Source organism: Povalibacter uvarum (assembly GCF_014202975.1).
GTDB classification, from domain to species: domain Bacteria; phylum Pseudomonadota; class Gammaproteobacteria; order Steroidobacterales; family Steroidobacteraceae; genus Steroidobacter; species Steroidobacter uvarum.
The window spans coordinates 1,170,903-1,196,373 of the sequence record NZ_JACHHZ010000002.1 but is presented as its reverse complement, the minus strand read 5'-3'; the positions used below and the strand labels follow the sequence as shown (position 1 = coordinate 1,196,373).

General features: G+C 62.9%; 20 protein-coding genes and 1 pseudogene. 15 read left to right on the top strand and 6 right to left on the bottom strand.

From position 1 onward, the window contains the following. Positions 1–110 precede the first annotated feature (110 nt). The 4 genes from HNQ60_RS11455 to HNQ60_RS11440 form a co-directional block, all read right to left on the bottom strand. Positions 111–1,376 carry a GGDEF domain-containing protein gene (locus tag HNQ60_RS11455; RefSeq protein ID WP_184331755.1) on the bottom strand — a complete coding sequence of 422 codons (1,266 nt, stop codon included), beginning with the start codon at positions 1,374–1,376 and terminating at the stop codon, positions 111–113. A 245-nt stretch (positions 1,377–1,621) separates the two neighbouring features. Beyond that, positions 1,622–1,828 (bottom strand): hypothetical protein, encoded by a 207-nt coding sequence (locus HNQ60_RS11450; protein ID WP_184331753.1) that lies wholly within the window; start codon positions 1,826–1,828, stop codon positions 1,622–1,624. Between the two features lie 249 nt (positions 1,829–2,077). Further along, positions 2,078–3,661 carry a glutamate--cysteine ligase gene (gene gshA, locus HNQ60_RS11445; protein WP_184331751.1) on the bottom strand — a complete coding sequence of 528 codons (1,584 nt, stop codon included), beginning with the start codon at positions 3,659–3,661 and terminating at the stop codon, positions 2,078–2,080. Positions 3,662–3,672: 11 nt separating this feature from the next. Then, positions 3,673–3,999, bottom strand: coding sequence for a DUF962 domain-containing protein (locus HNQ60_RS11440; protein ID WP_184331749.1), 327 nt, complete (start codon positions 3,997–3,999; stop codon positions 3,673–3,675). A gap of 280 nt (positions 4,000–4,279) precedes the next feature. On the opposite strand from HNQ60_RS11440, the gene HNQ60_RS11435 reads away from it, so the two are divergent. The 7 genes from HNQ60_RS11435 (at position 4,280) to HNQ60_RS11405 (ending at position 13,159) form a co-directional block, all read left to right on the top strand. Next, positions 4,280–5,137 carry a diguanylate cyclase domain-containing protein gene (locus HNQ60_RS11435; protein WP_184331747.1) on the top strand — a complete coding sequence of 286 codons (858 nt, stop codon included), beginning with the start codon at positions 4,280–4,282 and terminating at the stop codon, positions 5,135–5,137. A gap of 73 nt (positions 5,138–5,210) precedes the next feature. Next, positions 5,211–6,692 carry a M81 family metallopeptidase gene (locus tag HNQ60_RS11430; protein WP_184331744.1) on the top strand — a complete coding sequence of 494 codons (1,482 nt, stop codon included), beginning with the start codon at positions 5,211–5,213 and terminating at the stop codon, positions 6,690–6,692. Between the two features lie 256 nt (positions 6,693–6,948). Further along, on the top strand, positions 6,949–8,514 hold the full coding sequence (locus HNQ60_RS11425) for an amino acid permease (protein ID WP_184331742.1): 1,566 nt from the start codon (positions 6,949–6,951) through the stop codon (positions 8,512–8,514). A gap of 118 nt (positions 8,515–8,632) precedes the next feature. Beyond that, positions 8,633–10,003, top strand: coding sequence for a glutamine synthetase family protein (locus HNQ60_RS11420; RefSeq protein ID WP_184331740.1), 1,371 nt, complete (start codon positions 8,633–8,635; stop codon positions 10,001–10,003). A 164-nt stretch (positions 10,004–10,167) separates the two neighbouring features. Continuing rightward, positions 10,168–11,550, top strand: coding sequence for an aldehyde dehydrogenase family protein (locus HNQ60_RS11415; protein WP_184331738.1), 1,383 nt, complete (start codon positions 10,168–10,170; stop codon positions 11,548–11,550). A gap of 16 nt (positions 11,551–11,566) precedes the next feature. Continuing rightward, on the top strand, positions 11,567–12,736 hold the full coding sequence (locus HNQ60_RS11410; RefSeq protein WP_184331736.1) for an iron-containing alcohol dehydrogenase: 1,170 nt from the start codon (positions 11,567–11,569) through the stop codon (positions 12,734–12,736). Between the two features lie 81 nt (positions 12,737–12,817). After that, positions 12,818–13,159 (top strand): DUF2845 domain-containing protein, encoded by a 342-nt coding sequence (locus HNQ60_RS11405; RefSeq protein WP_184331734.1) that lies wholly within the window; start codon positions 12,818–12,820, stop codon positions 13,157–13,159. Here the strand turns inward: HNQ60_RS11405 and HNQ60_RS11400 are convergent. Next, positions 13,138–14,520 (bottom strand): MATE family efflux transporter, encoded by a 1,383-nt coding sequence (locus tag HNQ60_RS11400; RefSeq protein WP_184331731.1) that lies wholly within the window; start codon positions 14,518–14,520, stop codon positions 13,138–13,140. The two genes, HNQ60_RS11405 and HNQ60_RS11400, sit on opposite strands and share 22 nt — an antisense overlap. A 76-nt stretch (positions 14,521–14,596) precedes the next feature. On the opposite strand from HNQ60_RS11400, the gene HNQ60_RS11395 reads away from it, so the two are divergent. The 5 genes and pseudogenes from HNQ60_RS11395 to HNQ60_RS11375 all read left to right on the top strand — a co-directional run bounded on the left by HNQ60_RS11395 (position 14,597) and on the right by HNQ60_RS11375 (position 21,095). Continuing rightward, a complete protein-coding gene (locus HNQ60_RS11395; RefSeq protein ID WP_184331729.1) occupies positions 14,597–15,874 on the top strand; it encodes an acetyl-CoA C-acetyltransferase in 1,278 nt (425 codons plus the stop codon). 1,037 nt (positions 15,875–16,911) lie between these two features. After that, positions 16,912–17,007: pseudogene (locus HNQ60_RS28295) on the top strand (PEP-CTERM sorting domain-containing protein); the annotation flags it as partial. Between the two features lie 123 nt (positions 17,008–17,130). Continuing rightward, positions 17,131–18,216 (top strand): ferrochelatase, encoded by a 1,086-nt coding sequence (gene hemH / locus HNQ60_RS11385; protein WP_184331725.1) that lies wholly within the window; start codon positions 17,131–17,133, stop codon positions 18,214–18,216. A gap of 2 nt (positions 18,217–18,218) precedes the next feature. After that, positions 18,219–18,938 carry a VOC family protein gene (locus tag HNQ60_RS11380; RefSeq protein WP_184331723.1) on the top strand — a complete coding sequence of 240 codons (720 nt, stop codon included), beginning with the start codon at positions 18,219–18,221 and terminating at the stop codon, positions 18,936–18,938. 72 nt (positions 18,939–19,010) lie between these two features. After that, positions 19,011–21,095, top strand: coding sequence for a S46 family peptidase (locus HNQ60_RS11375; RefSeq protein WP_246433502.1), 2,085 nt, complete (start codon positions 19,011–19,013; stop codon positions 21,093–21,095). A gap of 84 nt (positions 21,096–21,179) precedes the next feature. Here the strand turns inward: HNQ60_RS11375 and HNQ60_RS11370 are convergent, their stop codons facing one another. Beyond that, positions 21,180–21,911: a YceI family protein gene (locus HNQ60_RS11370; protein ID WP_184331721.1), complete on the bottom strand. Its 732-nt coding sequence runs from the start codon at positions 21,909–21,911 to the stop codon at positions 21,180–21,182. A gap of 77 nt (positions 21,912–21,988) precedes the next feature. Here HNQ60_RS11370 and HNQ60_RS11365 point away from each other — a divergent pair, with 77 nt between their 5' ends. The 3 genes from HNQ60_RS11365 to HNQ60_RS11355 all read left to right on the top strand — a co-directional run bounded on the left by HNQ60_RS11365 (position 21,989) and on the right by HNQ60_RS11355 (position 25,386). Continuing rightward, positions 21,989–22,543, top strand: a complete 555-nt coding sequence (locus HNQ60_RS11365) for a cytochrome b (RefSeq protein WP_184331719.1) — start codon at positions 21,989–21,991, stop codon at positions 22,541–22,543. Between the two features lie 8 nt (positions 22,544–22,551). Continuing rightward, complete coding sequence (locus HNQ60_RS11360; RefSeq protein WP_184331717.1) at positions 22,552–23,112, top strand: YceI family protein; 561 nt, start codon at positions 22,552–22,554, stop codon at positions 23,110–23,112. A gap of 93 nt (positions 23,113–23,205) precedes the next feature. Further along, positions 23,206–25,386 (top strand): acetyl-CoA hydrolase/transferase C-terminal domain-containing protein, encoded by a 2,181-nt coding sequence (locus HNQ60_RS11355; RefSeq protein ID WP_184331715.1) that lies wholly within the window; start codon positions 23,206–23,208, stop codon positions 25,384–25,386. Positions 25,387–25,471 lie beyond the last annotated feature (85 nt).

Genomic DNA, 25,471 nt, shown 5'->3' with positions numbered 1-25,471 from the left:
CTCCCCTCCGCTGCCATCGGCGGAACGGATGATTTTGCAGCGTCTGGCTCTGTCGGTCGCGGGCGCACCGGACTCTGCTTCTGGCTCGCGGCTCACCGCCTTCCCGCCGTCTATCCCGCCGATCGCCGGTCAGAGGGCTTCTTCCTGAACGATCCTGTCGAGAGCTGCTCGTATTCCTTGTCCATGATGACCACGCAGTTGCGGCCCCGCTCCTTGGCCGCGTACAGCGCTTCGTCCGCGAGCTGGATGAACCCGAAGTGGCTGCGGCCTGCCACAGGCTGGACGCATGCAGCACCGATACTCACGGTGAGCCGGGCGCCCTGCGGCGACGCAGGGTGATCGATCGCCAGCGACTGGATGTTCGCCTGGATGCGTTGCGCGACCTCTTCCACATGCTCACGTCCCGCGTCGTACAGCACGATCGCGAACTCCTCACCGCCGTAGCGCGCCGTCACATCCAGCGGACGACGAGCGCTGCGCGTCAGCGAGCGGGCCACGCGGCGCAAACACTCGTCACCAGCCTGGTGACCGCAGAAGTCGTTGTAGGCCTTGAAGTGGTCGATATCCACGAGGAGCAGCGCGACCGGAAGCTGGTCGCGGATCGCCTGCAGCCAGATGCGATCCATGTGGTCGTCGAAGTAGCGTCGATTGTGAATTCCTGTCAGTCCATCGCGACTGGCGGTCTCGATCAGGAGCTGTTCTTCGAGGAAGTTGGTCCGGTTCGTCCGTTCCAGCGTGTAGCAGACGATGGCCCCGATGACGTTGGCCGAGAGCAGAACGCCCACGTCCACCACGATCACGGCCGGATCGAGCCGGGCAATCACCGCGGCGAACAGATAAGAGACCGTAACGAGCGAGGCCGAGGCGAGCGCGGCATAGAAGAGCATGCCCAGCATGAAGTAGATGAAGATCGTCATGATGACGACCGTCGAGATGAGATTGACGCCGTGCCCGGCCGCGATGACCGAGAGCACCGCCACGCCGGCACCGAAGATCGGCGCGCTGACCTGGCAGACGATCGGGTAGTAGCGCTGGTAGAGACCGGACCGCACCAGGACCAGGCCCAGGGCCAGGATCGGCGCGAACATCACGAGCCGGATCTTGTTCATGAGCAGGTTGACGACCGGCTCGAGCACCAGGTGCGTCATCGCCGAGAACCCGATGACAATCACCAATGCAATCCAAAGGTTACGCCGGATCTGGGGCCGTGACTCCGCCTGGAAGACCTGGCGGAATTCCTCTTCGAGCAGGGGTTCGAAGCGCAGGCCGGGAAAGCCCCGCTCGAGCTGCAGGGCATAGGGTGAGTCCGCGGGCGCCCCCGCCGGAATGCGGGTACGCGGAGTGGCCGGACTGCTTGGAGACGAGTCGTCGCGCATGAGCTGTGTTGGGTGCGCGGACGTACTTATTGAATCACCCCGGGTCCGCTGCGGGCGCGCTACGGTACCGGGAAAATACCATCCGCGACAAGCACATCCCGCGAGGGCCCGTCCGGGAGGCGGACGCGCATGGAACCCGGCCGCGAGGACTCATCGTCGCGGATCGGTCGGCTGGTCTTGTCTTGTCTTGTCTTGCGGGGAGGAGGTGCTGGCGCTCTCGGCCAGGCACGATCACTTCGGAGTGCTCACTTCGGAGCGACATCGTTGCGATGAGTGGACTCACGACGGTCGCGCGCTTCCTTGATGAAGCGACGCCACACTTCGTAGGCATCCCAGCCCGTCGCAGTTTCTGTTGCAGTCACTTTGGGCTGCCCGTCGCTCAGCTGGTCGGCATTGGCCGCCGCTGCGACGTTCAGAAGCTGATGGGTAACGATTTCTTGGCTGCTGCTCATAAACACGTCAATGGGCTCTCTCGTCCCTGAGGTTCGACTTTCCGAAAGTAGTGTAGGAGTCCTACGTCTTTCCCGGAGTGCGCACGTCTCACTTTTCGAACCTGACGTGAGGGTGAATCCAATGTTGCGACGCGTGCGCCTCAAGTTTTCGCGCATCGCGTCGAGGAACCGGAGATTATGTCGTCAAGAGCGGCGTCGACTGGACGAGACAACGCTTCTCGCTGGGGCGTTGTTTCAGCGCTGACGACTCTAACGCTGAAAATATTTCGAAAGATATTGGTCGAACGTCATCGTATCCGCGCGTTCGATCGCCGCCTGCTGCTCCAGCGACTCCTGCGCCTGCGTCGCGAACTCCGCGAGCCGCTGCTCGTTCGGCGGATACAGGTCGAGGAAGTAGTTCTTGTGCAGGTTCGACATGCGCAAAGCCATCTGCGCGAACGATTCTCCCGTCGAACGTAGTTCCTGCAGCGTCCTGGCCGACGGCGTCAGCGCGACGTCCCGCACCTTCGCTTCCTGAAGCTCCAGCGCCGCGGTGTACGGACGCTGATCGTTGCCCTCGTCGAGCAACTCGCAGATCCCGCGCATCGAGTCGATGAGTTCCAGCGCCCATGCTGCAAAATTTACAGGCCGGCCGTTACGGTTCAGTTGCAGTTCGGGGTCGCGCCCGCGATGCGCCACGACCACGTGGTTGCTGTCGAACGTGCTCTCCTCGCCGGCATCGATCGGCGGGCTGTCCTTGAGAACGCACAGCGCCGCGAACGCCTCGAGGAAGCGCAGCTTGTGCTGATTCACGCCCACAGGATCGTAGGCGCTGACATCCAGCGCCCGGAACTCCACGTACTCCACACCACCGCGCTTCAACGCCTGTGTCGGATGCTCACCGGATCGCGTGACGCGCTTCGGCCGGATGTAGCTGTAGTACTCGTTCTCGATCTGCAGCAGGTTGGCGTTGAGCTGGCGATACTCGCCGTCGACCTTCACGCCGATCCTTTCGTATTCGGGATGCGGCGTGCTGACGGCGGCGTTCAGATCGCGGATGTAGTCGTTCAGGCTGTTCACTGAAATGCGGACGCCGGCCTGGCTCTTGTTGCGATAACCAAGGTCCGACATGCGCAGCGACGTCGCGTAAGGCTCGTACAGCGTGCCCGGACTGAACTGCTGCAACGAATGCTCGCGACCTTTCACGAACGACGAGCACAACGCCGGCGAGTTGCCGAACAGATAGAGAACCAGCCAGCCGTAGCGGCGATAGTTGCGCAGCAGCGAGAAGTAACGGTCGGAGACGAAATCCTTGCCCGCATCGCGTTCCTGCAGCACGTCTGCCAGCACCGGCCAGAGCTTCGCGGGGAACGAATAGTTGAAGTGCACGCCCGAGATCGCCTGCATCATGCGGCCATAGCGATAACCGAGGCCGACCCGGTAGACCTCTTTCATCCTCCCGATGTTGGAGGTGCCGAAACGAGCCACCGGGATGCTGTCGTCCCCCGCGATGTTGCACGGCATGCTTGTCGCCCAGAGCAGCTCATCGCCCATGTGGCGATATACGAACTGATGCAGGTCGCAGAGAAACTGCAGCGTCTCCCACGACTCGCGGAACGCAGGCGTGACCAGTTCGATCAGCGCCTCGGAATAATCCATCGTGATGGTTTCGTGCGTCAGCGCCGAACCGAGCGAGGCCGGATGCGACGTGCGCGCGAGCTTGCCGTCCGGCTGGACGCGCAGCGATTCCTTTTCCACTCCCTTCAAGCCGCCCTGAAGAACGCCGCGTTCGCGCGTGTTGACGAGCGAAGCCAGGCGCCGCTCGAAGGCGCGATCGATGCCGGGGGCACTCATGAGGGGTTGATCTAGAAGCGGATGCGTCCCACGAGGATGTCGCGGAACAGGACGAAGTCAGCGGCCAGGCTGTAGAACGGATGCGCGAACGTTGCCGGCCGGTTTCCTTCGAAGAAGAAATGACCGATCCACGCAAATCCGTAGCCCGCCACCGGAATGGCGAAGAGCACCCACGGATTGCCGACGGCGAACGCGATGAACGGGACCGTCAGCACGATCGCCGTACCGAAAAAATGTAGCCGTCGCGATACAGGATGCCGATGCTCCGACAAATAAAACGGATAGAAGTCCGCGAAGCTCGCGAAATGGGACGGGGAGGCAGGCGCGGACCGATTCATGGCCGGGGAAGTTTCCTCAGGCGGATCAGGGGCGTCAAGCCGACGTTTGAGAAAAGACTTGCGGATCGCCCCATGAATGGGCCGTTCCGACCCATACCACCCCCCGCTCCAGTGTGGTCTGATAGTGCCCGTTCATCCTGGTTTCCCGAAGTTCAACTGCCTACATTCAGACGCGCGACGCCAATCGTCCAAACACAGACGAGCCTCGCGTCCTCGGCAGCTGCGCCATCGCATCCGGGTGTCCGGCATCCTTTCCGCGTGAACGAGGTTGCATGCAGCAATGGGATCGGCGGTTGCAGCACTGACCGACTCGTCGATGGCATCCGGCTGGATCGCCGTCACGGCGCTCGCGCTCGTTGCCATCGTGGGCATCGTGCATCTGTGGCGGACCAACGCCCGGATCGCGCGCCGGACCGCTGCGCTCGAAACCGAGCTGCTCGAACGGCGCCGCATCGAAGCCCAGCTCGAATCGGCGCAGCGCGAGCTCGAGGAACGGGTACGGCAGCGAACCCAGGCGCTCGAAGCTCGTAACGAAGAGCTGACACAGCTTCGCATCACGCTCGAAACCGCCAACCAGCGGCTGCGCCGGCTGGTCACGATCGATGCACTCACCGGCGTTGCCAATCGCCGCCACTTCGATCGCTCGCTCGAACGCGAATTGCGCCGCACGCGCCGCGATGAGCAGCCGCTTTCGCTGATCTTCCTCGACCTCGACGAGTTCAAGCGCTTCAACGATACCTACGGTCACGCTCATGGCGACGAGGTGCTGCGCCAGGTAGCGCAGACGTTGAACGAAACCTTCCGTCGCGGCGGTGACTTCGTGGCGCGCTACGGCGGCGAAGAGTTCGCAGTCGTTCTGCCCGGTGTCGATGCGCGTCGCGCGGCGCTCTATGCCGAGCGATTGCGGCGTCGTATCTGGCGCCAGGCCATTCCGTACGCTGCGGCGCATTCGACTGGCCGCGTAACGATCAGCGGCGGTGTTGCAACGGTCGCGCCGCCGATGATTGCCACAGCGGAGGAACTGCTGCGCGCTGCGGACAAAGCGCTCTATCGGGCGAAGTGCCTCGGCCGCAATCAGATTGCTTCCGCGCCGGTCGAGACCGGGCTCGCGCAGCCTGCGAAGGCAAGCGGCTTGTGAGTGCGCTCCGTCACTCCCGCGCAAGCGGGAGTCCATCCGGTCGTATGGAACGGCATCCGATCGCTCCAGCGGCATGACCGCCATGCGCATCGCCGTCGGCGGCTTCCAGCACGAAACGAACACGTTCGCACCGCAGCCGGCGACACTCGCCGATTTCATTGCGCCCGATGCGTGGCCGGGATTGACGCGCGGGCCGGAGCTTCTCGACGCGGTTCGCGGCATCAACCTCCCCGCAGCCGGCTTCATCGACGAAGCACATGCCGGCGGCCACACGATCGTTCCGCTCACCTGGTGCTCTGCTACTCCGTCAGGGCGCGTGACGCGCGAAGCCTACGAGCACGTCGCACAGTTGCTGATCGACGATCTGCGCGCACAACGTCATCTCGATGCGGTCTATCTCGACCTGCATGGCGCGATGGTCGCGGAGCACATCGACGACGGTGATGGCGAGCTGCTGCGCCGGATCAGATCACTCGTCGGCCCAGAGCTGCCCGTCATCGCGAGTCTCGACTTCCACGCCAACGTCTCCGAGCAGATGCTGGAGCAGGCGAGCGCACTCGTCGCGTATCGTACCTATCCGCATGTCGACATGGCTGCGACCGGCGAGCGGGCGATGCGTTGCCTAGCCCGGATTCGCGGGAACGCTGTTGTGCGATCGATGCGCCAGCCGCCGTTCCTCATTCCCCTCACTTCGCAGTGCACGCTGATCGAGCCGCTGGCCTCGATCTTTGAAGAAGTCGCGCGCGAAGAAAACCCGTCAGCCTACTCGCTGAACTTCACGCCCGGTTTTCCGGCCGCCGACGTCGCCGAATGCGGCCCATCGATCTTCGGTTACGGCTCTGAGCCCGCGCGTCTCGCTGACGCAGTCGAGCGAATCACGGAGCGCGTCATTCAATGCGAACACGAATTCGCACTCGAAGTATTCTCGATCGATGACGTTCTGCGCGAGGTCTCACGTGCACCCGCGCCTCGCGGCCGGCCGCTCATCCTCGCCGACACACAGGACAACCCGGGCGGCGGCGGCACAGCCAGCACGACGTCCCTGCTGAAAGCACTTATTGAACGGCGTGTATCGCGCGTGCTTGCCGGTGTGATCTGCGATCCGCAGGCTGCGGGCCGCGCGCACGAAGCGGGCATCGGCGCCACGATCGAGCTTGAAGTCGGTGCATTCTTCGGCGACAGCGGGGGTGTTGCCGGCGAAACGCCGATTCGCGACCGGTTCACCGTGGCCGCGCTCGGTGACGGTCGATTCGTCGCGACCGGCCCGTTCTATCTCGGGTCCCGGATGGAGCTGGGACCCATGGCGCTGCTTCGAACCGGCGACGTCTTCATCGTCGTCGCGAGCCGCAAACAGCAGGCGGCCGACCAGGCAATGTTCCGCCATCTCGGTGCTGAACCCGCGGAATTCTCGGTGCTCGCGCTGAAGAGCTCGGTGCATTTCCGCGCGGACTTCGGCCCCATCGCAAGCCGGGTCCTGGTCGTCGAAGCCCCGGGACCGAACACGGCCGATCCTTCGAAGCTGCCGTTCACAAAGATCCGGCGCCCGCATCGCTGACTGAGCCACCGGCCTTCGTCGGGGTCCCGGCACATCTCTTGCTTAGTCCACGCAGGCTCGCTCGCGAACGTGTGAGGTTCGTCTGGCGATGGGCGTATATTGCGCAGGCGAAGTGATCGACGAATCGTGATTCGTGACTGATCGAACAGCGGAAAGTCGCGCACAGCGTTCTCGCTGATGCTTCATCTCCGCCCGCCCATCGCACGTACTCGTCCGCGGTCGCGCCATCAACTACAACAACGTCGGGGAGAATCGCATGACTGACACGAAGACCGTCGGCAGTGTGACTTATCAGAATGCCGGCAAGGAATATTTCGAAAAGCGCGGACTGAAACGACACGCGCGCGTCTGGTCCCTCTGGGCGCTCGGTGTGGGCGCCGTCATCTCGGGTCACTTCTCGGGCTGGAACTTCGGCATCGGCGCCGGCGGCTGGGGCGGCCTCTTCATCGCGGCGATCATCATCGCCGTCATGTACCTCGGCCTGATCTTCAGTCTCGCCGAGATGTCGCCCGCGCTGCCGCACACGGGCGGTGCCTATTCGTTCGCGCGCAGTGCGATGGGTCCCTGGGGAGGCTTCATCACCGGGCTGGCGGAAAGTATCGAATACATCATGACGCCCGCGGTCATCGTGTTCTTCATCGGGTCCTACGTCACCGGCATTCTCGAAGCCATCGGCTTCGAGACCGCGAAGAACTTCCAGCCATTGTGGTGGATCGGCTGCTACGTGCTGTTCGTCGCACTGAACTACTGGGGCGTATCGCTCTCGTTCAAAGTGTCGGTCGTCGTGACGTTGCTCGCGCTCGCTGTACTCGCGGTGTTCTGGGTCAGCGCGATTCCCTACGCGGACTTCTCACGCTGGGCGTTGAACATCGCCGTCGGCCCGGACGGCGCGCTCGTCGAGCTGCCTGAGGGCAACGGTGAATTCCTGCCCAAGGGATGGATGGGCGTGCTGGCGGCCCTGCCCTTCGCGGTCTGGCTGTTCCTCGCGATCGAAGAGCTGCCGCTTGCCGCGGAAGAATCCGTCGATCCGAAGAAGGACATGCCGAAGGGCCTGATCTTCGGTCTCTTCACGCTCATCTTCTCCGCGCTGATGATCATGTTCCTCAACGCATCGATCGGCGGACTCGAAGAAGGCCGCATGCACGGTTCGTTCTCGCTGGCGACGTCCGCCGAGCCGCTGCTGGATGGATTCCGCGTCATCTACGGCGACGACATCGCACTCACGCTCGCGCTGCTTGCCATCATCGGCTTGATCGCCAGCTTCCACACGATCATCTTCGCGTTCGGCAGACAGATCTACTCACTGTCGCGCGCCGGCTACTACCCCGCGGCGATGTCGCTCACGCATGGCGTTCGCAAGACGCCGCACATCGCATTGTTCACAGGCGCCGGCATCGGGCTCGCTGTGATCCTTGCTGTGTGGTTCGCGCTCGGCGCCGAGAAAGGCGGCGCGAAGATCGGTGCAACGCTGCTCAACATGGCGGTGTTCGGCGCGATGATCTCGTACGCCTTCCAGGGCGTCTCGTTCATTCTCCTGCGCAAGAAATTCCCGAACATCGAACGCCCCTATCGCAGCCCGCTCGGCGTTCCGGGTGCATCGCTGACAGTACTCATCGCGCTCGTCACTCTGTACTACCAGCTGCAGGATCCCCTGTACCGAGAAGGCGTCTATGCGGCACTCGCGTGGTATGTCGCCGGCATCATCTACTTCGCGCTGATCGGACGACACAAGCTCGTGCTCTCGCCCGAGGAAGAGTTCGCCATCACCGGCGGACAGCATGGCCATCCCGAGAAGGAAGGCTATGGGACGACGAAGGTGTAGGCACAGTTGTCATTCCCGCGCACGCGGGAATCCATCCGCACAAAAGGCATGGATCCCCGCTTTCGCGGGGATGACTGACCAACCGCTAACCGCCAACCGCTAACCGCTTCAGGTCCCTATGCTCGAACCCAGACAAGTCAAAACCGTTGCCGACGCCAAAGCGATCGTCGAGCAGCTCGATGCCACGCACGTCAAAGTCGGCGTGTTCGATATCGACGGAATCTTGCGCGGCAAGTACATATCGCGCGCGAAGTTCCTTTCCGCGCTCGAAAGCGGCTACGGCTTCTGCGATGTCGTGCTCGGCTGGGATTGCCAGGATCAGCTCTACGACAACGTGAAGTTCACGGGCTGGCACACCGGATATCCCGACGCCCCGGTGCGCCTCATTCCGGAGTCCTGTCGCGTGCTGCCGTTCGAGAACAACGGGCTGTTCTTCCTGAGCGAGTTCGCTGCACCGGCCGACCAGATCTGCCCGCGAGGGCTGCTGCGGCGTGTCCTGGATCGAGCGAAATCGAAAGGCTATGAGGCTTACACCGGGTTCGAGTACGAAGTGTTCTTCTTCGACGAGACACCGGAATCGGCGCGCGAGAAGCACTATCGCAATCTCAAGCCGATGGCGCCTGGCTGGTTCGGGTACTCGGTCATCCGCAACACCGTCGAGTCGGATTTCTATCGTGAGCTGCTCGCGACATGCGAGGCCATGGACTTCGGTCTCGAAGGCCTGCACGAGGAGACCGGGCCGGGCGTGATCGAGGCGGCCATCACCTTCGACAAAGCGCTGCTGGCGGCCGACAAGGCCGCGTTGTTCAAGACCTTCATCAAGATCCTCGCGCAACGCAACAACATGATGGCAACGTTCATGGCCAAGTGGTCGCGCGACTGGCCGGGCCAGAGCGGACACATTCATCTGTCGCTCAAGGGCCCGGATGGCAAGCCGGTCTTCCACGATCCCGCACAGCCTCACTCGATGAGCGAAACGATGCGGCACTTTGTCGGCGGCTTGCAGAAGCTGATGCCAGAGCTCCTGGCGATGGTCGCACCGACGATCAATTCGTACACACGATTGATCCCGGGCTTCTGGGCACCCACGGATTCGACGGTGGGTGTCGAGAACCGCACATGCGCGCTGCGCATCATTCCGGGCAGCCCCAAATCGCAACGTGTCGAGTATCGCGTCGCCGCTGCCGACTCCAATCCCTACATCATTCTTTCCGCGGCACTCGCGTCAGGTCTGTGGGGCATCGAGAACCGTGTCGAGCCGGAACCGCTGATCGAGGGCAACGCCTACGACCGGAAATTCCCCGAGCGCCTGGCCCTGCCGCGGACGCTGTGGGATGCCGCGCAGAGACTGAAGAAGTCGAAAATGGCCCGCGAATGGTTCGGCGATGCCTTCGTCGATCATTTCGCTGCAACGCGCGAGTGGGAGGAACGGGAGTTCCGCAAGCACATTACGGATTGGGAACTGGCGCGCTACTTTGAGATTATCTAGTAGGAGGGAAGCGGTTAGCGGTTGGCGGTTGGCGGTTGGCAAGATCGGAGGCGTGGTAGCTCCGGTTGAGACCGAGAGCTCCCCTCGCGAACCGCCGACCCCTCCGATCCTATGGCGCGCAGCGCGCCTCTGAACCAACCGCCAACCGCTAACCGCCAACCGCTATGCTCGTCACCCTTTCCCCCATCGACAACAGCGTCTACGCCGAACGCCCGCTCGCGACGCCGCAACAAATAGACGCTGCACTCGCGCTCGCGAAGAGGGCGCAGCGTGAATGGCGATCGACGCCGATCGCGGCGCGCGCTGTGCTGCTCAGCCGCTTCTGTGACCTCTTCGAAGCCAAGCGGGACGAGATCGCGCTCGAACTGACGTGGCAGATGGGCCGGCCGATCCGGTATTCGCCGAACGAAGTGCGCGGCACGCTCGAGCGGGCGCGACACATGATTGCGATCGCGCCCACCGCGCTTGCCGATATCGACGCGGGGCCGAAGGAAAACTTCAGACGCTTCCTGCGACGTGAGCCGCTCGGCGTCGTCTTCACCATCGCCGCCTGGAATTACCCGTATCTCATTGCAGTGAACAGCATCGTTCCGGCGCTGATGGCGGGCAATACCGTGATCCTCAAGCACTCGGCTCAGACACCGCTGTGCGCCGAGCGATTCGAACAATGCCTGCGGGAAGCCGGTGTGCCGGAAGGTGTTTTCCAGGCCGTACACATGAGTCACGCGGACACGGAGCGAACGATCGGCGATGCACGCGTGGATTTCGTAGCGTTCACCGGCTCCGTTGCCGGCGGACATGCCGTACAGCGCGCCGCATCCGAACGTTTCATCGGCACCGGACTCGAACTGGGCGGCTGCGATCCCGTCTACGTACGTCACGATGCCGACGTCGCGCACGCAATCGAAAACGTCGTCGACGGCGCCTACTTCAACAGCGGTCAGTCGTGCTGCGGATTGCAGCGAATCTACGTCCACGATCATGTGTATGACACTTTCGTCGAAGGCTACATCGACCTCACCCGCAAGTACGTCGTCGGCAATCCGTTGCAGCAGGAGACGACGCTCGGCCCGGTTGTGCGGCCCGCCGCAGCCGACGCGATCCGCAAGCAGATCGCTGCTTCCGTATCAGCGGGAGCCACGCCGATCCTCGAAGAATCCGAGTTCCCTGCAAGCGCTCCCGGCACCGCGTATATCGCGCCGCAAGTTCTGCTCGACGTCGATCACTCGATGCCGGTGATGCGCGAGGAAATCTTCGGGCCCGTCGCGGGGATCATGCGGGTGAGGTCGGACGAAGAAGCCGTCGCGCTGATGAATGACACTGTGTTCGGGCTTACCGCCGCGATCTGGACCGCCGACACGGACGCTGCGCTGTCGATCGCAGATCGCATCGAGACGGGTACATTCTTCATGAATCGTTGCGACTATCTCGATCCCGCGCTCGCATGGGTGGGCGTGAAGGATTCGGGCCGTGGCTGCACGCTGTCCGTCGTCGGCTACGAACATCTCACGCGACCGAAGTCATTTCACCTGCGAACCCGAACGTGATCCGAGGCTGCGCGCCATGACCACCCTGCGAAGCAACTGGAACTACCCGACATCGATCCGCTTCGGCGCGGGTCGCATCGCTGAACTCCCGGACGCCTGCAAGACGCTCGGCATTCGCAAGCCTCTGCTGGTCACGGACCCGGGGCTGGCCGCGCTGCCCATGATCGCCGACGCCGTCGAGCGGTGCCGGCAGGCCGGACTGCCGTGCGAAGTGTTTTCATCGGTTCAGGCGAATCCGGTCGAAGCGAACATCACAGCGGGCGTCGCGCTCTATCACCAGCGCGGCTATGACGGCGTCATCGCGTTCGGCGGCGGCAGCGCACTCGATGCAGGCAAGGCCATCGCCCTGATGGTCGGGCAGTCGCGTCCGATCTGGGATTTCGAAGATCGCGAAGACTGGTTCACCCGCGTGAACGTCGCCGGAATCGCGCCGACGGTCGCTGTACCGACGACTTCGGGCACGGGCTCCGAAGTAGGCCGCGCCTCGGTGATCACCGACGTGCGCGATCACACGAAGAAGATCATCTTTCATCCGAAGATGCAGCCCGCCCTCGTGATCGCCGATCCGCAGCTCACGCTCGGGCTGCCGCCGAAGGTGACAGCGGCCGTCGGCATGGATGCGCTGTCACACAATCTCGAAGCCTACTGCTCGCCCTTCTATCATCCGATGGCGGAAGGCATAGCCGTCGAAGGCATGCGGCTCATCAAGGAATGGCTGCCCGTCGCCGTGAAGGAAGGCAGCAATCTCGAAGCCCGTTCCCACATGATGGTGGCGTCATCGATGGGCGCGACCGCATTCCAGAAGGGTCTCGGTGCAATGCACAGCCTGAGTCATCCGTGTTCCGCGAATCTCAACACTCATCACGGTCTCACGAACGCAGTCGTCATGCCTTACGTGCTGGCGTGGAATCGGCAGGCCATCGAGGACAAGATGGTGCGGCTCGCCGCATTCCTTGGTCTTCGCAAACATTCTTTCGACGGCGTGATGGAGTGGATTCTCGAGCTGCGACAGATGATCGAGATTCCGCGGACGCTGGCCGACATCGGCGTTCGTCCGGAGCACGCTGCCGCCTTCGCTCCCCAGGCATTCGACGATCCGTCGACGGGCGGTAATCCGCTGCCGATGAGCGTCGAGAAGTTTGCGCGGCTCTATGAGAACTGTATTGGGGGGAGGCTCGAGGCCTGAGGCGCGAGGCCAATTGGCTGGGCAGAACTGATCGGTTTGCCTTCATCTTTCGTTCATCACGGCAGTCACACGATCCCGTTCATGCGTACTCTGATCGTCCTTGCACTGCTCATCAGCCCATCGGCCTTCGCCGATGCGATGCGCTGCGGCAGCCGCCTGATCAGCGATGGCGACACGATCAGCGCGGTGCGCGATCTCTGCGGTGAACCCAGCGATGTGCAGTCGCGTTCGATCCTGCGTCGGCCTTCGTACTTCCTCAACGGCCGCTACTATTACTACGGCGATGCGATGGTCGAAGTGCCGGTCGAAGTCTGGACGTACAACTTCGGGCCGTACAAATTGATGCGGCGCGTGCGGTTCGTCGACGGCCTCGTCGAAGAAATCGAGACGCTCGGCTACGGCTATCGCACAAATGACGAGTGATCCGTCGCCGCGCGGACGCGTGATTTCGTGATGCTCGTGTAGCGCGTGACCAGCAACACCGAACATACGGCGAGCCCGGCGATCAGACCAGCCCAGACCAGCACAGGCCCGCCCCCGCGCACGACACCCATCACGTACGCGAGCGAAAATCCCACGGCCCAGTAGGAGAACCAGCAAAGCGCCATGGGAATCGCGGTGTCCTTGAATCCTCGCAGCGCGCCTGCAGCCCCCACTTGCACGCCGTCGGAAATCTGGAACACGGCAGCAGCCAGCAAAAGCGTGGCGGCCAGATCGCGCACGACCACATCGCGCGTATAGAGCGACGCGATCTGGTCGTTCAACAGCACCATGAAGCAGGCGGAGATCGCCATCACGATGGAACACATGCCGATTCCCGTGAATCCAGCGCTGCGGGCATGAGCAATCTCGCCGCGCCCGATCGTGTGCCCTACATGGATGGTCGTGGCAGAACTGATCGCCAGCGGGATCATGAACATGAAGCTCGCGTAGTTGAGTGCGATCTGATGCGCGCTCGCCGTCACTGCCCCCATCGAGCCCATCAACAACGCCGCAGCCACGAACAGGCCGCCCTCGGCGAGGATGCTGCCGGAGATCGGGACGCCGAGGCGCAGAAGTTCGCCGAGCGTTCGCAGCTCCGGCCGATCGATCCGATCGAAGAACGCGTACGGTCGGTACAGCTTCTGCCACTTCACGTACCAGCACATGGCGCCAAACATCAGCCACATCGCAATCGCGGATGCGACTCCGCAGCCGACCGCTCCGAGTTTGGGCATCCCGAATTTCCCGTACATGAAAACCCAGTTTGCGAACACGTTGAAGACGAGCGCGGCACTTGCGATGAACATGATGGGCCGCGTGTGCCCGATGCCCTCGCTGACATACCGCAGCGAAAAGAACGCGAGCATCCCTGGCAATCCCCAGCTGATGGCTTCTGCATACCCGATTGCGACCGGCAGAATGTCCGGGGTGATGCCGATCATCGGCAGGAACCAGCGCGCTTGCCACATGCCCGCGACCAGCACGCAGGCTGTCACCAACGCGAGCCACCAGGATTGCCTCATGTAGCGAGTGACGCGACGCGGATCCTCTGCGCCGTACGCATGCGCGACTGCAGGCGAGACGGCCATGAAGAGACCCATTCCGATGAAGAGGAACAGGTTGTACCAGGCAGCGCCGATGGCAAGACCAGCAAGATCCCGCGCGCCGAGCTGTCCGGCCATGACCGTGTCGGTGAACGACATACCCGCCGCGGCAAGATTGTTGATGAGCAACGGACCGCCCAGACGCGCGATGGAAGCGGCGTCCGCAACGATCTGCGCGCGAGTGGGAGGGGTAGACATCGGGATCAAGCTTTGACCCGGCCAAAACGGCGCGGCATTCTTCTCAGCCCGCCGATTCTCTCATAGCGAGGCTCGCATGATTGTCGGATCTTCCCCTCGACGGGTCGCCATCATCGGCGGCATGCGCATCCCCTTCGCCCGCTCGATGGGCGCGTACGCACAGGCCAGCAACCAGGACATGCTGACAGCAGCATTGCGCGGAGTGGTCGATCGTTATCAGCTCAAAGGCGAGACGCTCGGCGATGTCGGCGCAGGCGCGGTGCTCAAGCATTCGCGCGATTTCAATCTCACGCGTGAGGCCGTGCTGGGCAGCGGCCTCGCTCCGGAAACACCCGCATTCGACCTGCAGCGCGCGTGCGGCACGAGCCTCGAGACGGCGATCATCCTGGGACTCAAGATCGCCGCGGGCCAGATCGATTCCGCGATCGCGGCCGGCGTCGATACCGCGAGCGATGTGCCGATCGTCTATCCGGATTCTTATCGCAAGCTGCTGCTCGCGAGCGCCCGCGGAAGAAGTCTCGGCGAACGCATCGGGCCCTGGTTCGGCGTGCGTCCGAAACACTTCAAACCGCAATTGCCGGGCGTGAGCGAGCCGCGCACGGGTTTGTCGATGGGACAGAGTTGCGAACAGATGGCGAAGACTTGGCAGATCTCGCGCGAAGAGCAGGACCAGCTCGCACTGCACAGTCATCTCAAGGCTGCAGCTGCGTACGACGAAGGGTTTTACGATGACCTGATCGTCGAGTTCGCCGGACTGAAGCGCGACAACAACGTGCGTCGCGACACGTCGATCGAAAAGCTCGCGAAGCTCAAGCCCTCGTTCGATGCGACCGGCACTTTGACCGCCGGCAATTCGACACCGATGACGGACGGCGCTTCGGCAGTGCTTCTCGCCAGCGAAGACTGGGCGCGCAGCCGCGGCCTGCCAGTGCTCGCGTATCTCACGTACGGCAAGGTCGCTGCCGTCGATTTCGTCAACAAGGAAGGATTGCTGATGGCGCCCGCGTACGCGGTGCCGCGCATGCTCAGCGACGCGGGCCTGCGCCTGCAGGACTTCGATGTGTATGAAATCCACGAGGCTTTCGAAGCGCAGGTGCTCTGTACGCTGAAGGCGTGGGAATCGCCGCAGTTCTGCCGCGAGCGGCTGGGCCTCAGCGAGCCGCTGGGCCCGATCGACCGCAGCAAGATGAATCTGAAGGGCGGCAGCGTGGCGATCGGCCATCCCTTCGCAGCGACGGGCGCGCGAATCGTGGCAACACTGGCAAAATTATTGGCTCAACGAGGAAAGGGCCGCGGTCTGATCTCGATCTGCACCGCCGGCGGCATGGGCGTAACAGCAATCCTGGAGCGGTAGCGACCGGGTTAATGTTCCGTTTCTGAACTAACCGCCAACCGCTAACCGGCAACCGCTTCTCCTAAAGCGGAGGCGGCCGGAAGTGCCGGGAAACGCTTGGGCGGTAGCGCATCCGTCACAACCGACCGCCGTCCCAGGCAGCTGCCCGAACCCCACAGCATTGGGGTGAAGGCAACATGCCGTCCGACAGAGCATCACGATCCCGGGGAGGGGGGCAGTAGCGAATCGTGGGCTCGGCCGGCTGGCACCTGAAAAATCTGAAGGGCATCCCTGCCCGTTTGCATGCCCCGAACCATTCGGGTCCTTGTGAGGTGGTCCATGTCACCGCACGCGTGTCCTACTGAGTAAAGCGACAAAGGCCGGAAAACTCCCTCACTGACCTTTCATCGACCCGGTGTGGAAGTGCCTTTGGTGTGTTATGTCGCCTGTCGGGGGTCATTACAGCCGTCCGACTACGAACGTCATGCGATTTTTTCAAGCTTATGAATTTAAAGATAATTCCAGGAACGGCACGCTCGTTGCACTCTTACAGGACAACAAAGCCAACGCCCTTTTTCCTGTTCTTGTCTGGCCTTGGGGAGCAACGAAACATGTCCCTTCAGAAGATTCTCATCGCACTGGCCGCCGTCGTAGGGTTCTCCGGCGTCGCCAACGCGTCCTACATCCCGGCTACCTGGGACAGCAGCGTGGCGGGTGGACAGACGCTCACCGCCGGCAAGTCGCTGGACTACTCGCACGACATCACGCTCGACGGCTTCCGCGTCGGCACGGATGTGGTCACGGACTTCCTGCTGAGCATCGACCTGTATGACGATGCCGCTGACAAGTGGTACGACCTCGAAGCCGCCTTCGTCGACATCCCGGGCGTGCTCGGCGACCGCGTCGTCTTCAACTTCGGCAACGACGCCTACCAGGGCTGGTCGATTGCCGGCCTGCTCGAACTGAACGCCTTCGGCACACTGAGCGTGACCATCACCTCCGTGTTCGGCGACTTCATCTTCGGCGGCTCGAGCCTGGTTGCCAACGGCTACGCTGCAGCAGCAGCCGTTCCGGAACCCGCAACGCTGGCGCTGCTCGGTCTCGGACTCCTCGGCGTGGGCCTGACCGCCCGCCGCCGGAAGGCCGCCAAGTAAGCCAGAAGCTTCTCAAAGCTCCCCACGAACCCCGCCTAGTGCGGGGTTCGTTTTTTTGGGCGGTCATGACTTGCGGGAGCCGTTACGCCAGACTACGGCGCCTCGACCACGACCGCGTTCCTCATGCCCGATTACCTCGGCCTGTCAGACTTCGACCACGCCTCCGCGCCCCGTACCGGCGTCCTGCTGGTCAATCTGGGCACGCCCGACTCTCCCAGCCCTGGCGACGTGCGGCGCTTTCTCGCGGAGTTCCTCTGGGACGCCCGCGTCATCGAATCACCCCGCTGGCTCTGGTGGCTGATCCTCCACGGCGTGATCCTGCGTATTCGACCGAGCAAGAGCGCGCACGCGTACCAGCAAATCTGGACCCCGCAGGGCTCTCCCCTTCTGCTGCACACCAAGGCGCTCGCCGTAGGTCTCGAGAAGGAACTCACCGAACGGCTGGGACAGGGAAGAGTCGTCGTCGGCCTCGGCATGAGCTACGGCTCGCCCGACATTCCCGGAACGCTCGAACGAATGCATCGCGAAGGAGTTCGCCGTCTCATCGTGCTGCCGCTCTATCCCCAGTACTCGGGCACGACGACAGCGTCCGTCTTCGACCGCGTCACCCGGACACTGCAGCGCTTTCGCTGGCTGCCCGAATTCCGGTTCATCACCCAGTACCACGATGACGGCGCATACATCGCCGCCCTCGCCGCAAGCATTCAGGCGCATTGGCAGACGCACGGGCGCAAGCACTTGCTGTTCTCATTCCATGGCGTGCCTCGCAGCTACCTGCTCGCAGGCGATCCCTATCACTGCCAGTGCCTGAAGACGGCTCGATTGGTCAGCGAGCGTCTCGGCCTCGCCGAAGGCGACTGGAGCGTGAGTTTCCAATCGCAGGTCGGCCGGGAGGAATGGCTGCGCCCCTACACCGACGAGCTCTTGCTGCGGTACGCGAAAGAAGGTCCGAAGCGCATCAGCGTGGTGTGCCCCGGCTTCGCGACGGACTGCCTCGAAACCCTCGAAGAAATCGAGATTCGCAATCGCGCGCCCTTCCTGGAGAACGGCGGCGAAGCGTACGACTACATTCCTGCATTGAACGCCACGCCGGCCCACGTTCAGCTGCTCGCCGACCTCACCCTGCGTCATGCGCAAGGCTGGCCGGTGTCGGAAGTCGCGGATCCGCAGAGCAAAGCGCGCGCGGTGCGTGGCGGCGCGGGCCGCTGATCATGCTCGGCCGCTTCCTCGAAATCAGCGTGCACACACCGGATATCCAGGCGTCGCTCGAGTTTTACGAATCATTGGGGTTTCAGCAGACGAGTGTGAGCGAGACCTGGCCCTACCCTTATGCAGTCATCACTGACGGGCGGCTGTTTCTCGGCTTGCATGGTGCGTACATCCGTTCGCCCGCACTGACCTTCGTGCTGCCGCAACTCTCTCGCAGCATCGAGGCGCTCCGCGAAGCAGGCATCCAGTTCGATCAGGAGCGTCTCGGCACCGATGTCTTCAACCAGGCAGCGTTCACCGATCCAGGCGGCATCTGCGTGAGCCTCGTCGAGGCCCGCACATTCTCGCCACCGGCTACCGACGCGGAGATCGCTACGACGTGCGGCTACTTCACCGAGTTCGGTATCCCGGTGCGCGATGCCGCGGCGAGTCGGGCTTTCTGGGAACCCCTCGGCTTCGTCGCGATGGATGAGGAATCGCAGCCGTTTTCCCGGACGCCGGTCACCAGCGATCACCTCAATCTCGGGCTGTACCGGACGCGGGCTTTGCGCCAGCCCGTCCTCACTTTCGAAGACCCCGATATGCGCGAGCGCCTGGCGCGGCTGAAGGAACGGGGTTTGAAGCTCTCGGACGAGATGCCGGACAGTCTGGACGACGCGACCAACGCCATCGTGGAAGCGCCGGAAGGAACCCGTTTGCTCTTGATGCAATCCGACTTCTGATTTCTTCTATGCGAATCCTTCGGGCGGCGCAGCAGGCCGGCCCGATTCCATTTTCAACCCGCGGGGATAGGCATGTCTCAACGCACGACCCACACGCTTCTCGTCACAGCAATGGTATTCGCCGCCGGCCTCTCGCCCGCTGCTCAGGCAGACGAAGGCATGTGGACGACGTTCAATTTCCCGAAGGCCGCCGTCAAACAGAAATACAACGTCGACATCAACGAGGCCTGGCTGCAGCGCGTACAGCGCGCGACGACCCGGCTCGAGGGGGGATGCACGGGCTCGTTCATCTCCAAGGACGGCATGGTCCTGACGAACCATCACTGCGTCGTCGAATGCCTCGCCGATCTGTCGAGCAAGGACGACGATCTGCTCGGCAAGGGCTTCCACGCGCGCCAGCGTTCCGAAGAGAAGAAATGCCCCACCGAAATGATCTCCGTGCTGATGGAGACCGAGAACGTCACGGACAAGGTGAACGCAGCCACCGCCGGCCTGGACGACGCGAAAGCAAATACGATACGGAAGCAGACGCTGAGCCGCCTCGAAGCCGAATGCACCGCGGCGTCGAAGAAGTCGCCTCACGGCGCGCTGGCCTGCGAGTCGGTGAATCTGTACCAGGGTGGCCAGTACCACCTCTACAAGTACAAGCGTTACGACGACGTGCGCCTGGTATTCGCGCCGCATGAAGCGATCGCGGCATTCGGCGGCGATCCCGACAACTTCAACTTCCCGCGCTGGTGTCTCGACTTCAGCCTGCTGCGCGTTTACGAGAACGGCAAGCCCGCACGAACGCCGAACCATCTCCCGTGGCGCGCCGAAGGCCCGGCCGCGAACGAACCGGTCTTCGTCGTCGGACATCCGGGCAACACGAATCGTCTCTACACGGTCGCGCAACTGCAGTTCCAGCGTGACACGTCGGTACCCGCATACGTCATCCGCAACACGGAGTATCGCGGTCGCCTGATTCAGTGGTCGAAGACCGGCGACGAACCCGCACGCATCAGTCAGGACCCGTTGCTGCACGTCGAAAACTCGCTGAAGGTCTATCGCGGTTTCCAGCGCGCCCTGCTGGACGATGCGCTGTTCGACGCCAAGCGCAAGCAGGAAGATCAGTTGCGGGCTGCCGGCGGCGCAGCCAAGGCGTGGACCGACATCGACAACGCCGAAACGCGCTATCGCGAAATCTACGATCGTTACCTCTATCTCGAAAGCGGCGTGGGCTTCTCCAGCAAGCTGTTCACCTACGCGCGCCAGCTGGTGCGCGGTGCCGCTGAACGCGGGAAGCCCAACGAGCAGCGCCTGCGCGAATACGCGGAATCGAACCTGCCGAAGATCGAAGGAAATCTGCTCGCGAGCACACCGATCCACAACGACTTCGAGGAAATGTCGCTGTCCTTCTCGCTCGACAAGCTGCGCGAGATCCTCGGCCCGGATGATCCCGTCGTGCGCCAGTTGCTCGGCAGCGAATCGCCCGATTCATTGGCGACGAAGCTGGTCGGCGGCAGCAAGCTCGCCGATCCGGCGCTGCGCAAGACTCTGTGGGAAGGCGGCGCGTCGGCGGTCGCAGCGTCGAGCGATCCGATGATCGTGCTGGCCCGCGAAATCGACACCACTGCACGCGGACTGCGCAAGATCTATGAAGATGAAGTGCAGGCGCCTATCGCCTCGGGCCAGGAGCGCATTGCGAAAGCCCGCTTCGCAGCGCTCGGCACGAATATCTACCCGGATGCCAACTTCACGCTGCGCGTGAGCTACGGTGCTGTCGAAGGATGGAACGAGAAAGGCGAGGACGTAGTGCCGTTCACATCACTGGCGCGCCTCTACGAACGCACCACGGGCAAGGATCCCTTCGCGTTGCCGCAGGCGTGGCTCGACGCGCGCAGCAAACTCGATCCGCAAACGCCATTCAACTACACGACGACGAACGACATCGTCGGCGGCAACTCCGGCAGCCCCGTCGTGGACGCAAAAGGACGGGTCGTAGGGCTCGCCTTCGACGGCAACATTCACTCGATCGCCGGCAGCTACTGGTACGACGAGCGCAAGAATCGCGCGGTCGCAGTCCACCCGCGCATCATCATCGCCGCACTTCGCGATGTGTACGGCGCGACGTCGATCGCCAATGAGATTCTTGGTGCCGGGAAAGGCACGGAATAAAGCGGCGAGGCGCCAGGCTCCGGCCCTTGTTGTGGGTCCGGCTTCAGCCGGACCCACAACGTTCAAACGAATCCGGCCATGGCGCTACCTCTTCTGCCCGACCACGCTGAACTTCAAGTGCACCCGATCCTGCACCTGCAATGCCCCCAGCGCGGCGCTGAAGGGTTTGATTCCGAAATCGGTCTGCAGCAGGTCGAATTCACCTGACACGGTGATTCGCGCTCCGTCGATCGCGACCGTTGGCCTGACGGCGACGTCGTGGGAAGCATCGCGGATCGTGATTCGCGCTGACACTTCCGGCTTCTGCGCGGTCCCGCCTACCGTTACGGATCGCAGAGAGATCCGTGGATAACGTTCGCCGTTCAGCACTTCGGCGCGCAGCATATTCTTGCGTGTGCCCTCGCGATCCGATTGCGATACCTCCGAAGAAAAATCACTGCCCGCCGCCTGACGCGCCCGCAAGTCATCGATGACGAGGTCGCCGACCGGGAACGCCAGATCGAAACCGGAGCGCGTGAGTGTCGGGTGCGTCCAGATTTCCCCTTGCAGATTCGCAACGGTCATGACGTGGTTATGAGCCAGCCGGGAGAGCGTGCCGCCGCGATAAACGAGTATGTGCACTGTGGACGCCTGCGGGTTCACGTTGTAAACCGTCGCGCCGCGCAGGTCCTTGCCCGGCACCTCGGGAACGACCGGCTTTTCCGACGGCGCAGGCCGTGGCGGCGCAGGACAAGCAGTCAGCAACACAGCAACGGCGCAAATACCAAGGCCTTGCGCCAGCTTTCCAACGGACAATTTCCCGACACGCTTCGACATGGCTCTCCCCTGCGACATGGGTCATCGCCGCGCAATGCCGTACACTGCAGGTCCGGTGCCTTCGTTGCAGGCCTCGAATGCAGATCAGAAACACCGCAGTACGTTACGGCGTGGCCGCCCAGTTGTTCCACTGGTCGATCGTCGTGCTGATCATCACCCAGGTCATCCTCGCCGAAAAAGCGGATGGCCTGCCACTGGGGCCGGCGAAGATCGCGGTGCTGGCCCAGCACAAATCCGTCGGCATGACGATTTTCATGCTGGCAGTCGTTCGATTGCTCTGGCGGTTCGTCAATCCGGTGCCCCCGTTGCCCTCTGGCATGCCCGCGTGGCAGCGAGTCGCAGCGCACATTTCGCATGGCGCGCTGTACGCACTCATCCTCATCACGCCGCTTTTCGGCTGGCTGATGTCCTCGGCGCGAAATTTCCCGGTGAGCTGGTTTGGCGTCTTCACTTTCCCGGACCTCGTGCAACCCGACAAGGCCCGCTATGAATTCTTCCACGGCGCCCATGAGCTGGTGGCGAAGACGCTGGTCGTCATCGCGATCGTTCACGCTCTGGCTGCGCTGAAACACCAGTTCCTCGACCGCGACGGCCTGCTGCGCCGTATGCTTCCCGTAAAGCCCAGGCAGTAAAGGCCGCCATGACCGCACGTTCACGCATCTTTGCCTTGTCGCTCCTCATCGCATCACTCGGCGTTGCCTTCGCCGCGACGCAATGGACGATGGAACCGAAGGAGAGCACGCTGGCCTTCGTCGGCACTCAGGCAGGCGCACAGTTCGAAGGTGCGTTCGAGAAGTTCACCGCCGACATCCGCTTCGATCCGAAAGATCTCGCGACCAGCCGCTTCGACGTCCGCATCGAAACCGGCTCCGTGAATACGCGGGACAGCGAACGCGACGACACGATCAAGGGTTCGGAGCTGTTCGATACCAAGCAGTTCCCGACGGCGCATTACATCGCTGAGAAGTTCACCGACAAGGGTGCAGGGAAATTCTCTGCGACGGGACAACTGACGCTGCGCGGCGTGTCGCGTCCCGTTCCCATCGATTTCACATTCGAGAGCAAGGATGGCAAGTCGTGGCTCAAGGGCAGCGCCTCCTTGAAGCGTCTCGACTTCGGCGTGGGCCAGGGTGAGTGGAAAGACACCGAGACCGTCGCCAACGAAGTCCAGATCCGATTCGCACTGCTGCTGAAACAGTAGTACTGTCGTCCTCGACAGGACCACGGCCGCTTTCGCGAAGAAGATGAAAAGAATCCCGAAGCCCGGAACGCTGGGTGCATGAACCCTGGGGACATGAACCAAGTCGCGCCTGTCCGCTTTGCCGACCCCGACGCCTGTGTTGAAGCCACGCTGAGCCGCGTCGGCAAGCGGATCGTGCTCGGCTTACCTGTCGGAATCGGCAAACCCAATCCCGTCGTCAATGCATTCGTTCGCCGCGCGGTGAACGACCCGACCTTGAGTCTTACGATCGTCACCGCGCTGTCGCTGCGGGCGCCGCGCTCGCACGGAGAGTTGCAGCGCAGGCTCCTCGAACCCTTCACCAAGCGCGTGTTCGGCAATTATCCCGAGCTCGAATACGTGCAGCTGATCGAACGCAAGCGCCTGCCCCGCAATATCGAAGTGATCGAGTTCTTTCTGGAGCCCGGCGCGTGGCTGCGAAATGAGCACCTGCAGCAACATTATCTGAGCGCGAATTACACGCACGTTGCGCGCGATGCGTTGAAGCGCGGAATGAATGTCGTTGCCCAGCTCGTCGCGCCGCCGCCAGCGGGAGAAATGCCAGCAGGCATCCTGAGTCTCGGCGCGAATCCGGACCTGACGGCCGATCTGCTGCCGCAGATCGCAGCGATGCGCGCGAGCGGCAAGCCCTTCGTGCTCATCGGCCAGGTGCACCGCGAATTGCCGTTCACGTACGGGGATGCCCTCGTGGCCTCGGATACGTTCGACTTTCTGGTCGACGATGCGAAGCAGGAGTTCCCGCTGTTCTGTCCGCCGAACATGCCGATTCCGACGACCGAGCATGCGATCGCGCTGAACGTCAGCACGCTGCTTCGTGACGGCGGCACGCTGCAGCTCGGCATCGGCGAACTGGGAGATGCCATCGTTTATGCAGCGCAGCTGCGCCACCAGCAGCCGGCCGTGTATCGAGAGATCCTAGAAAACACGGGCATTCTGGAACGTCATCGGCGCCTGATCGAAACCGAAGGCGGTACCGCGCCTTTCGATCGCGGGCTGTACGGCTGCTCCGAAATGCTCGTGGACGGATTTCTGGATCTGTATCGCAGCGGCATCCTGAAACGCTGCGTGTACCCGAGTGCGCGACTGCAACGTCTGCTCGATGACGGGCACATCGACGAGAAGGTCAGCCAGCGCACTCTCGATGCACTGAGCGCCGCCGGCATGAATCGCATGTCGTATGTCGACTTCAACGAGCTGCGTGACGTCGGGGTGTTCCGTGACGACGTGCAATACGAGCGCGGTATGCTCATCGCGCCCGACGGTGCGCTGCTCGCTGCGAGCTTCGATGATCCGGCACATCGCGCCGCAATTGCGAAATCCTGCCTGGGCGAACGACTTCGTAACGGTGTGCTCGTCGACGCCGGTTTCTTCTTCGGGCCGAAGGGCTTCTACGCGGGCATGCGCGCGCTCGCGGCAGAGCAGCGCCGCCTGTTCGCGATGAGAGGCATCAGCTTCGTCAACGAACTCTACGGCCATGAATGGGAGCTCAAGGTCGCCCAGCGGCGCCACGCCCGCTTCGTGAACACGACGATGATGGTGACCGGCCTCGGCGCCGCGGTTTCCGATGGACTCGAAGACGGCCGCGTCGTGAGCGGCGTCGGCGGACAATACAATTTCGTCGCGATGGCGCACGCGCTGCCGGAAGCCCGGTCGATCCTGTGTCTGCGGGCAACTCGCACGGCGCAAGGTCGCGTGTCGTCGAACATCCTGTGGAGCTACGGACACGTGACGATCCCGCGCCACCTGCGCGATATCGTCGTCACCGAGTACGGCATCGCCGATCTGCGTGGCAAGACCGACGCCGAGGTCGTCGAAGCGCTGATCGGCGTCATGGATGCACGCTTCCAGGAAGCCTTCGTCGCAGCGGCCCAGCGGGCGGGCAAACTTCCAACCGACTTCCAGATCGCTCCCGTGGCCCGCACGAACACCCCGGAAAACCTGGCAGCCCGTTTCGCGCCCTGGCGCGAGCGCGGTCTGTTCGCAGCTCTGCCGTTTGGCACGGATTTCACCGAGGAGGAACTCGTCCTTGCGCGGGCGCTGAAAGGGCTGGCGACCGAGGCCGAGACGTGGGGCGGCCGAATCGCGGTCGCCCGTGAAATGCTCTCAGCGGACGGCTCGGACGAATGGCGGCCCTACCTGGTGCGGATGGAGCTGGCGAACCCTCGCTCGACCCGGGAGCGGCTGCTGCAGAGGGTGGTGATAGCGGCGTTGAAGCGGAGCCGGCTAGCCGGCTAGCCATTAGCCAGAGGCCGCTTGCGAGGCCTGGAGACGGATGCTTCGCATGACGTCCGGCTGAAGCCGGACCCACAGCAGAAGCCGG

What these genes read in the sequence shown, in the direction of transcription:
- HNQ60_RS11455 (WP_184331755.1), bottom strand. Translation starts at nt 1,376, where the DNA reads ATGCGCGACGACTCGTCTCCAAGCAGTCCGGCCACTCCGCGTACCCGC.
- HNQ60_RS11450 (WP_184331753.1), bottom strand. Translation starts at nt 1,828, where the DNA reads ATGAGCAGCAGCCAAGAAATCGTTACCCATCAGCTTCTGAACGTCGCA.
- gshA (WP_184331751.1), bottom strand. Translation starts at nt 3,661, where the DNA reads ATGAGTGCCCCCGGCATCGATCGCGCCTTCGAGCGGCGCCTGGCTTCG.
- HNQ60_RS11440 (WP_184331749.1), bottom strand. Translation starts at nt 3,999, where the DNA reads ATGAATCGGTCCGCGCCTGCCTCCCCGTCCCATTTCGCGAGCTTCGCG.
- HNQ60_RS11435 (WP_184331747.1), top strand. Translation starts at nt 4,280, where the DNA reads ATGGGATCGGCGGTTGCAGCACTGACCGACTCGTCGATGGCATCCGGC.
- HNQ60_RS11430 (WP_184331744.1), top strand. Translation starts at nt 5,211, where the DNA reads ATGACCGCCATGCGCATCGCCGTCGGCGGCTTCCAGCACGAAACGAAC.
- HNQ60_RS11425 (WP_184331742.1), top strand. Translation starts at nt 6,949, where the DNA reads ATGACTGACACGAAGACCGTCGGCAGTGTGACTTATCAGAATGCCGGC.
- HNQ60_RS11420 (WP_184331740.1), top strand. Translation starts at nt 8,633, where the DNA reads ATGCTCGAACCCAGACAAGTCAAAACCGTTGCCGACGCCAAAGCGATC.
- HNQ60_RS11415 (WP_184331738.1), top strand. Translation starts at nt 10,168, where the DNA reads ATGCTCGTCACCCTTTCCCCCATCGACAACAGCGTCTACGCCGAACGC.
- HNQ60_RS11410 (WP_184331736.1), top strand. Translation starts at nt 11,567, where the DNA reads ATGACCACCCTGCGAAGCAACTGGAACTACCCGACATCGATCCGCTTC.
- HNQ60_RS11405 (WP_184331734.1), top strand. Translation starts at nt 12,818, where the DNA reads ATGCGTACTCTGATCGTCCTTGCACTGCTCATCAGCCCATCGGCCTTC.
- HNQ60_RS11400 (WP_184331731.1), bottom strand. Translation starts at nt 14,520, where the DNA reads ATGTCTACCCCTCCCACTCGCGCGCAGATCGTTGCGGACGCCGCTTCC.
- HNQ60_RS11395 (WP_184331729.1), top strand. Translation starts at nt 14,597, where the DNA reads ATGATTGTCGGATCTTCCCCTCGACGGGTCGCCATCATCGGCGGCATG.
- hemH (WP_184331725.1), top strand. Translation starts at nt 17,131, where the DNA reads ATGCCCGATTACCTCGGCCTGTCAGACTTCGACCACGCCTCCGCGCCC.
- HNQ60_RS11380 (WP_184331723.1), top strand. Translation starts at nt 18,219, where the DNA reads ATGCTCGGCCGCTTCCTCGAAATCAGCGTGCACACACCGGATATCCAG.
- HNQ60_RS11375 (WP_246433502.1), top strand. Translation starts at nt 19,011, where the DNA reads ATGTCTCAACGCACGACCCACACGCTTCTCGTCACAGCAATGGTATTC.
- HNQ60_RS11370 (WP_184331721.1), bottom strand. Translation starts at nt 21,911, where the DNA reads ATGTCGAAGCGTGTCGGGAAATTGTCCGTTGGAAAGCTGGCGCAAGGC.
- HNQ60_RS11365 (WP_184331719.1), top strand. Translation starts at nt 21,989, where the DNA reads ATGCAGATCAGAAACACCGCAGTACGTTACGGCGTGGCCGCCCAGTTG.
- HNQ60_RS11360 (WP_184331717.1), top strand. Translation starts at nt 22,552, where the DNA reads ATGACCGCACGTTCACGCATCTTTGCCTTGTCGCTCCTCATCGCATCA.
- HNQ60_RS11355 (WP_184331715.1), top strand. Translation starts at nt 23,206, where the DNA reads ATGAACCAAGTCGCGCCTGTCCGCTTTGCCGACCCCGACGCCTGTGTT.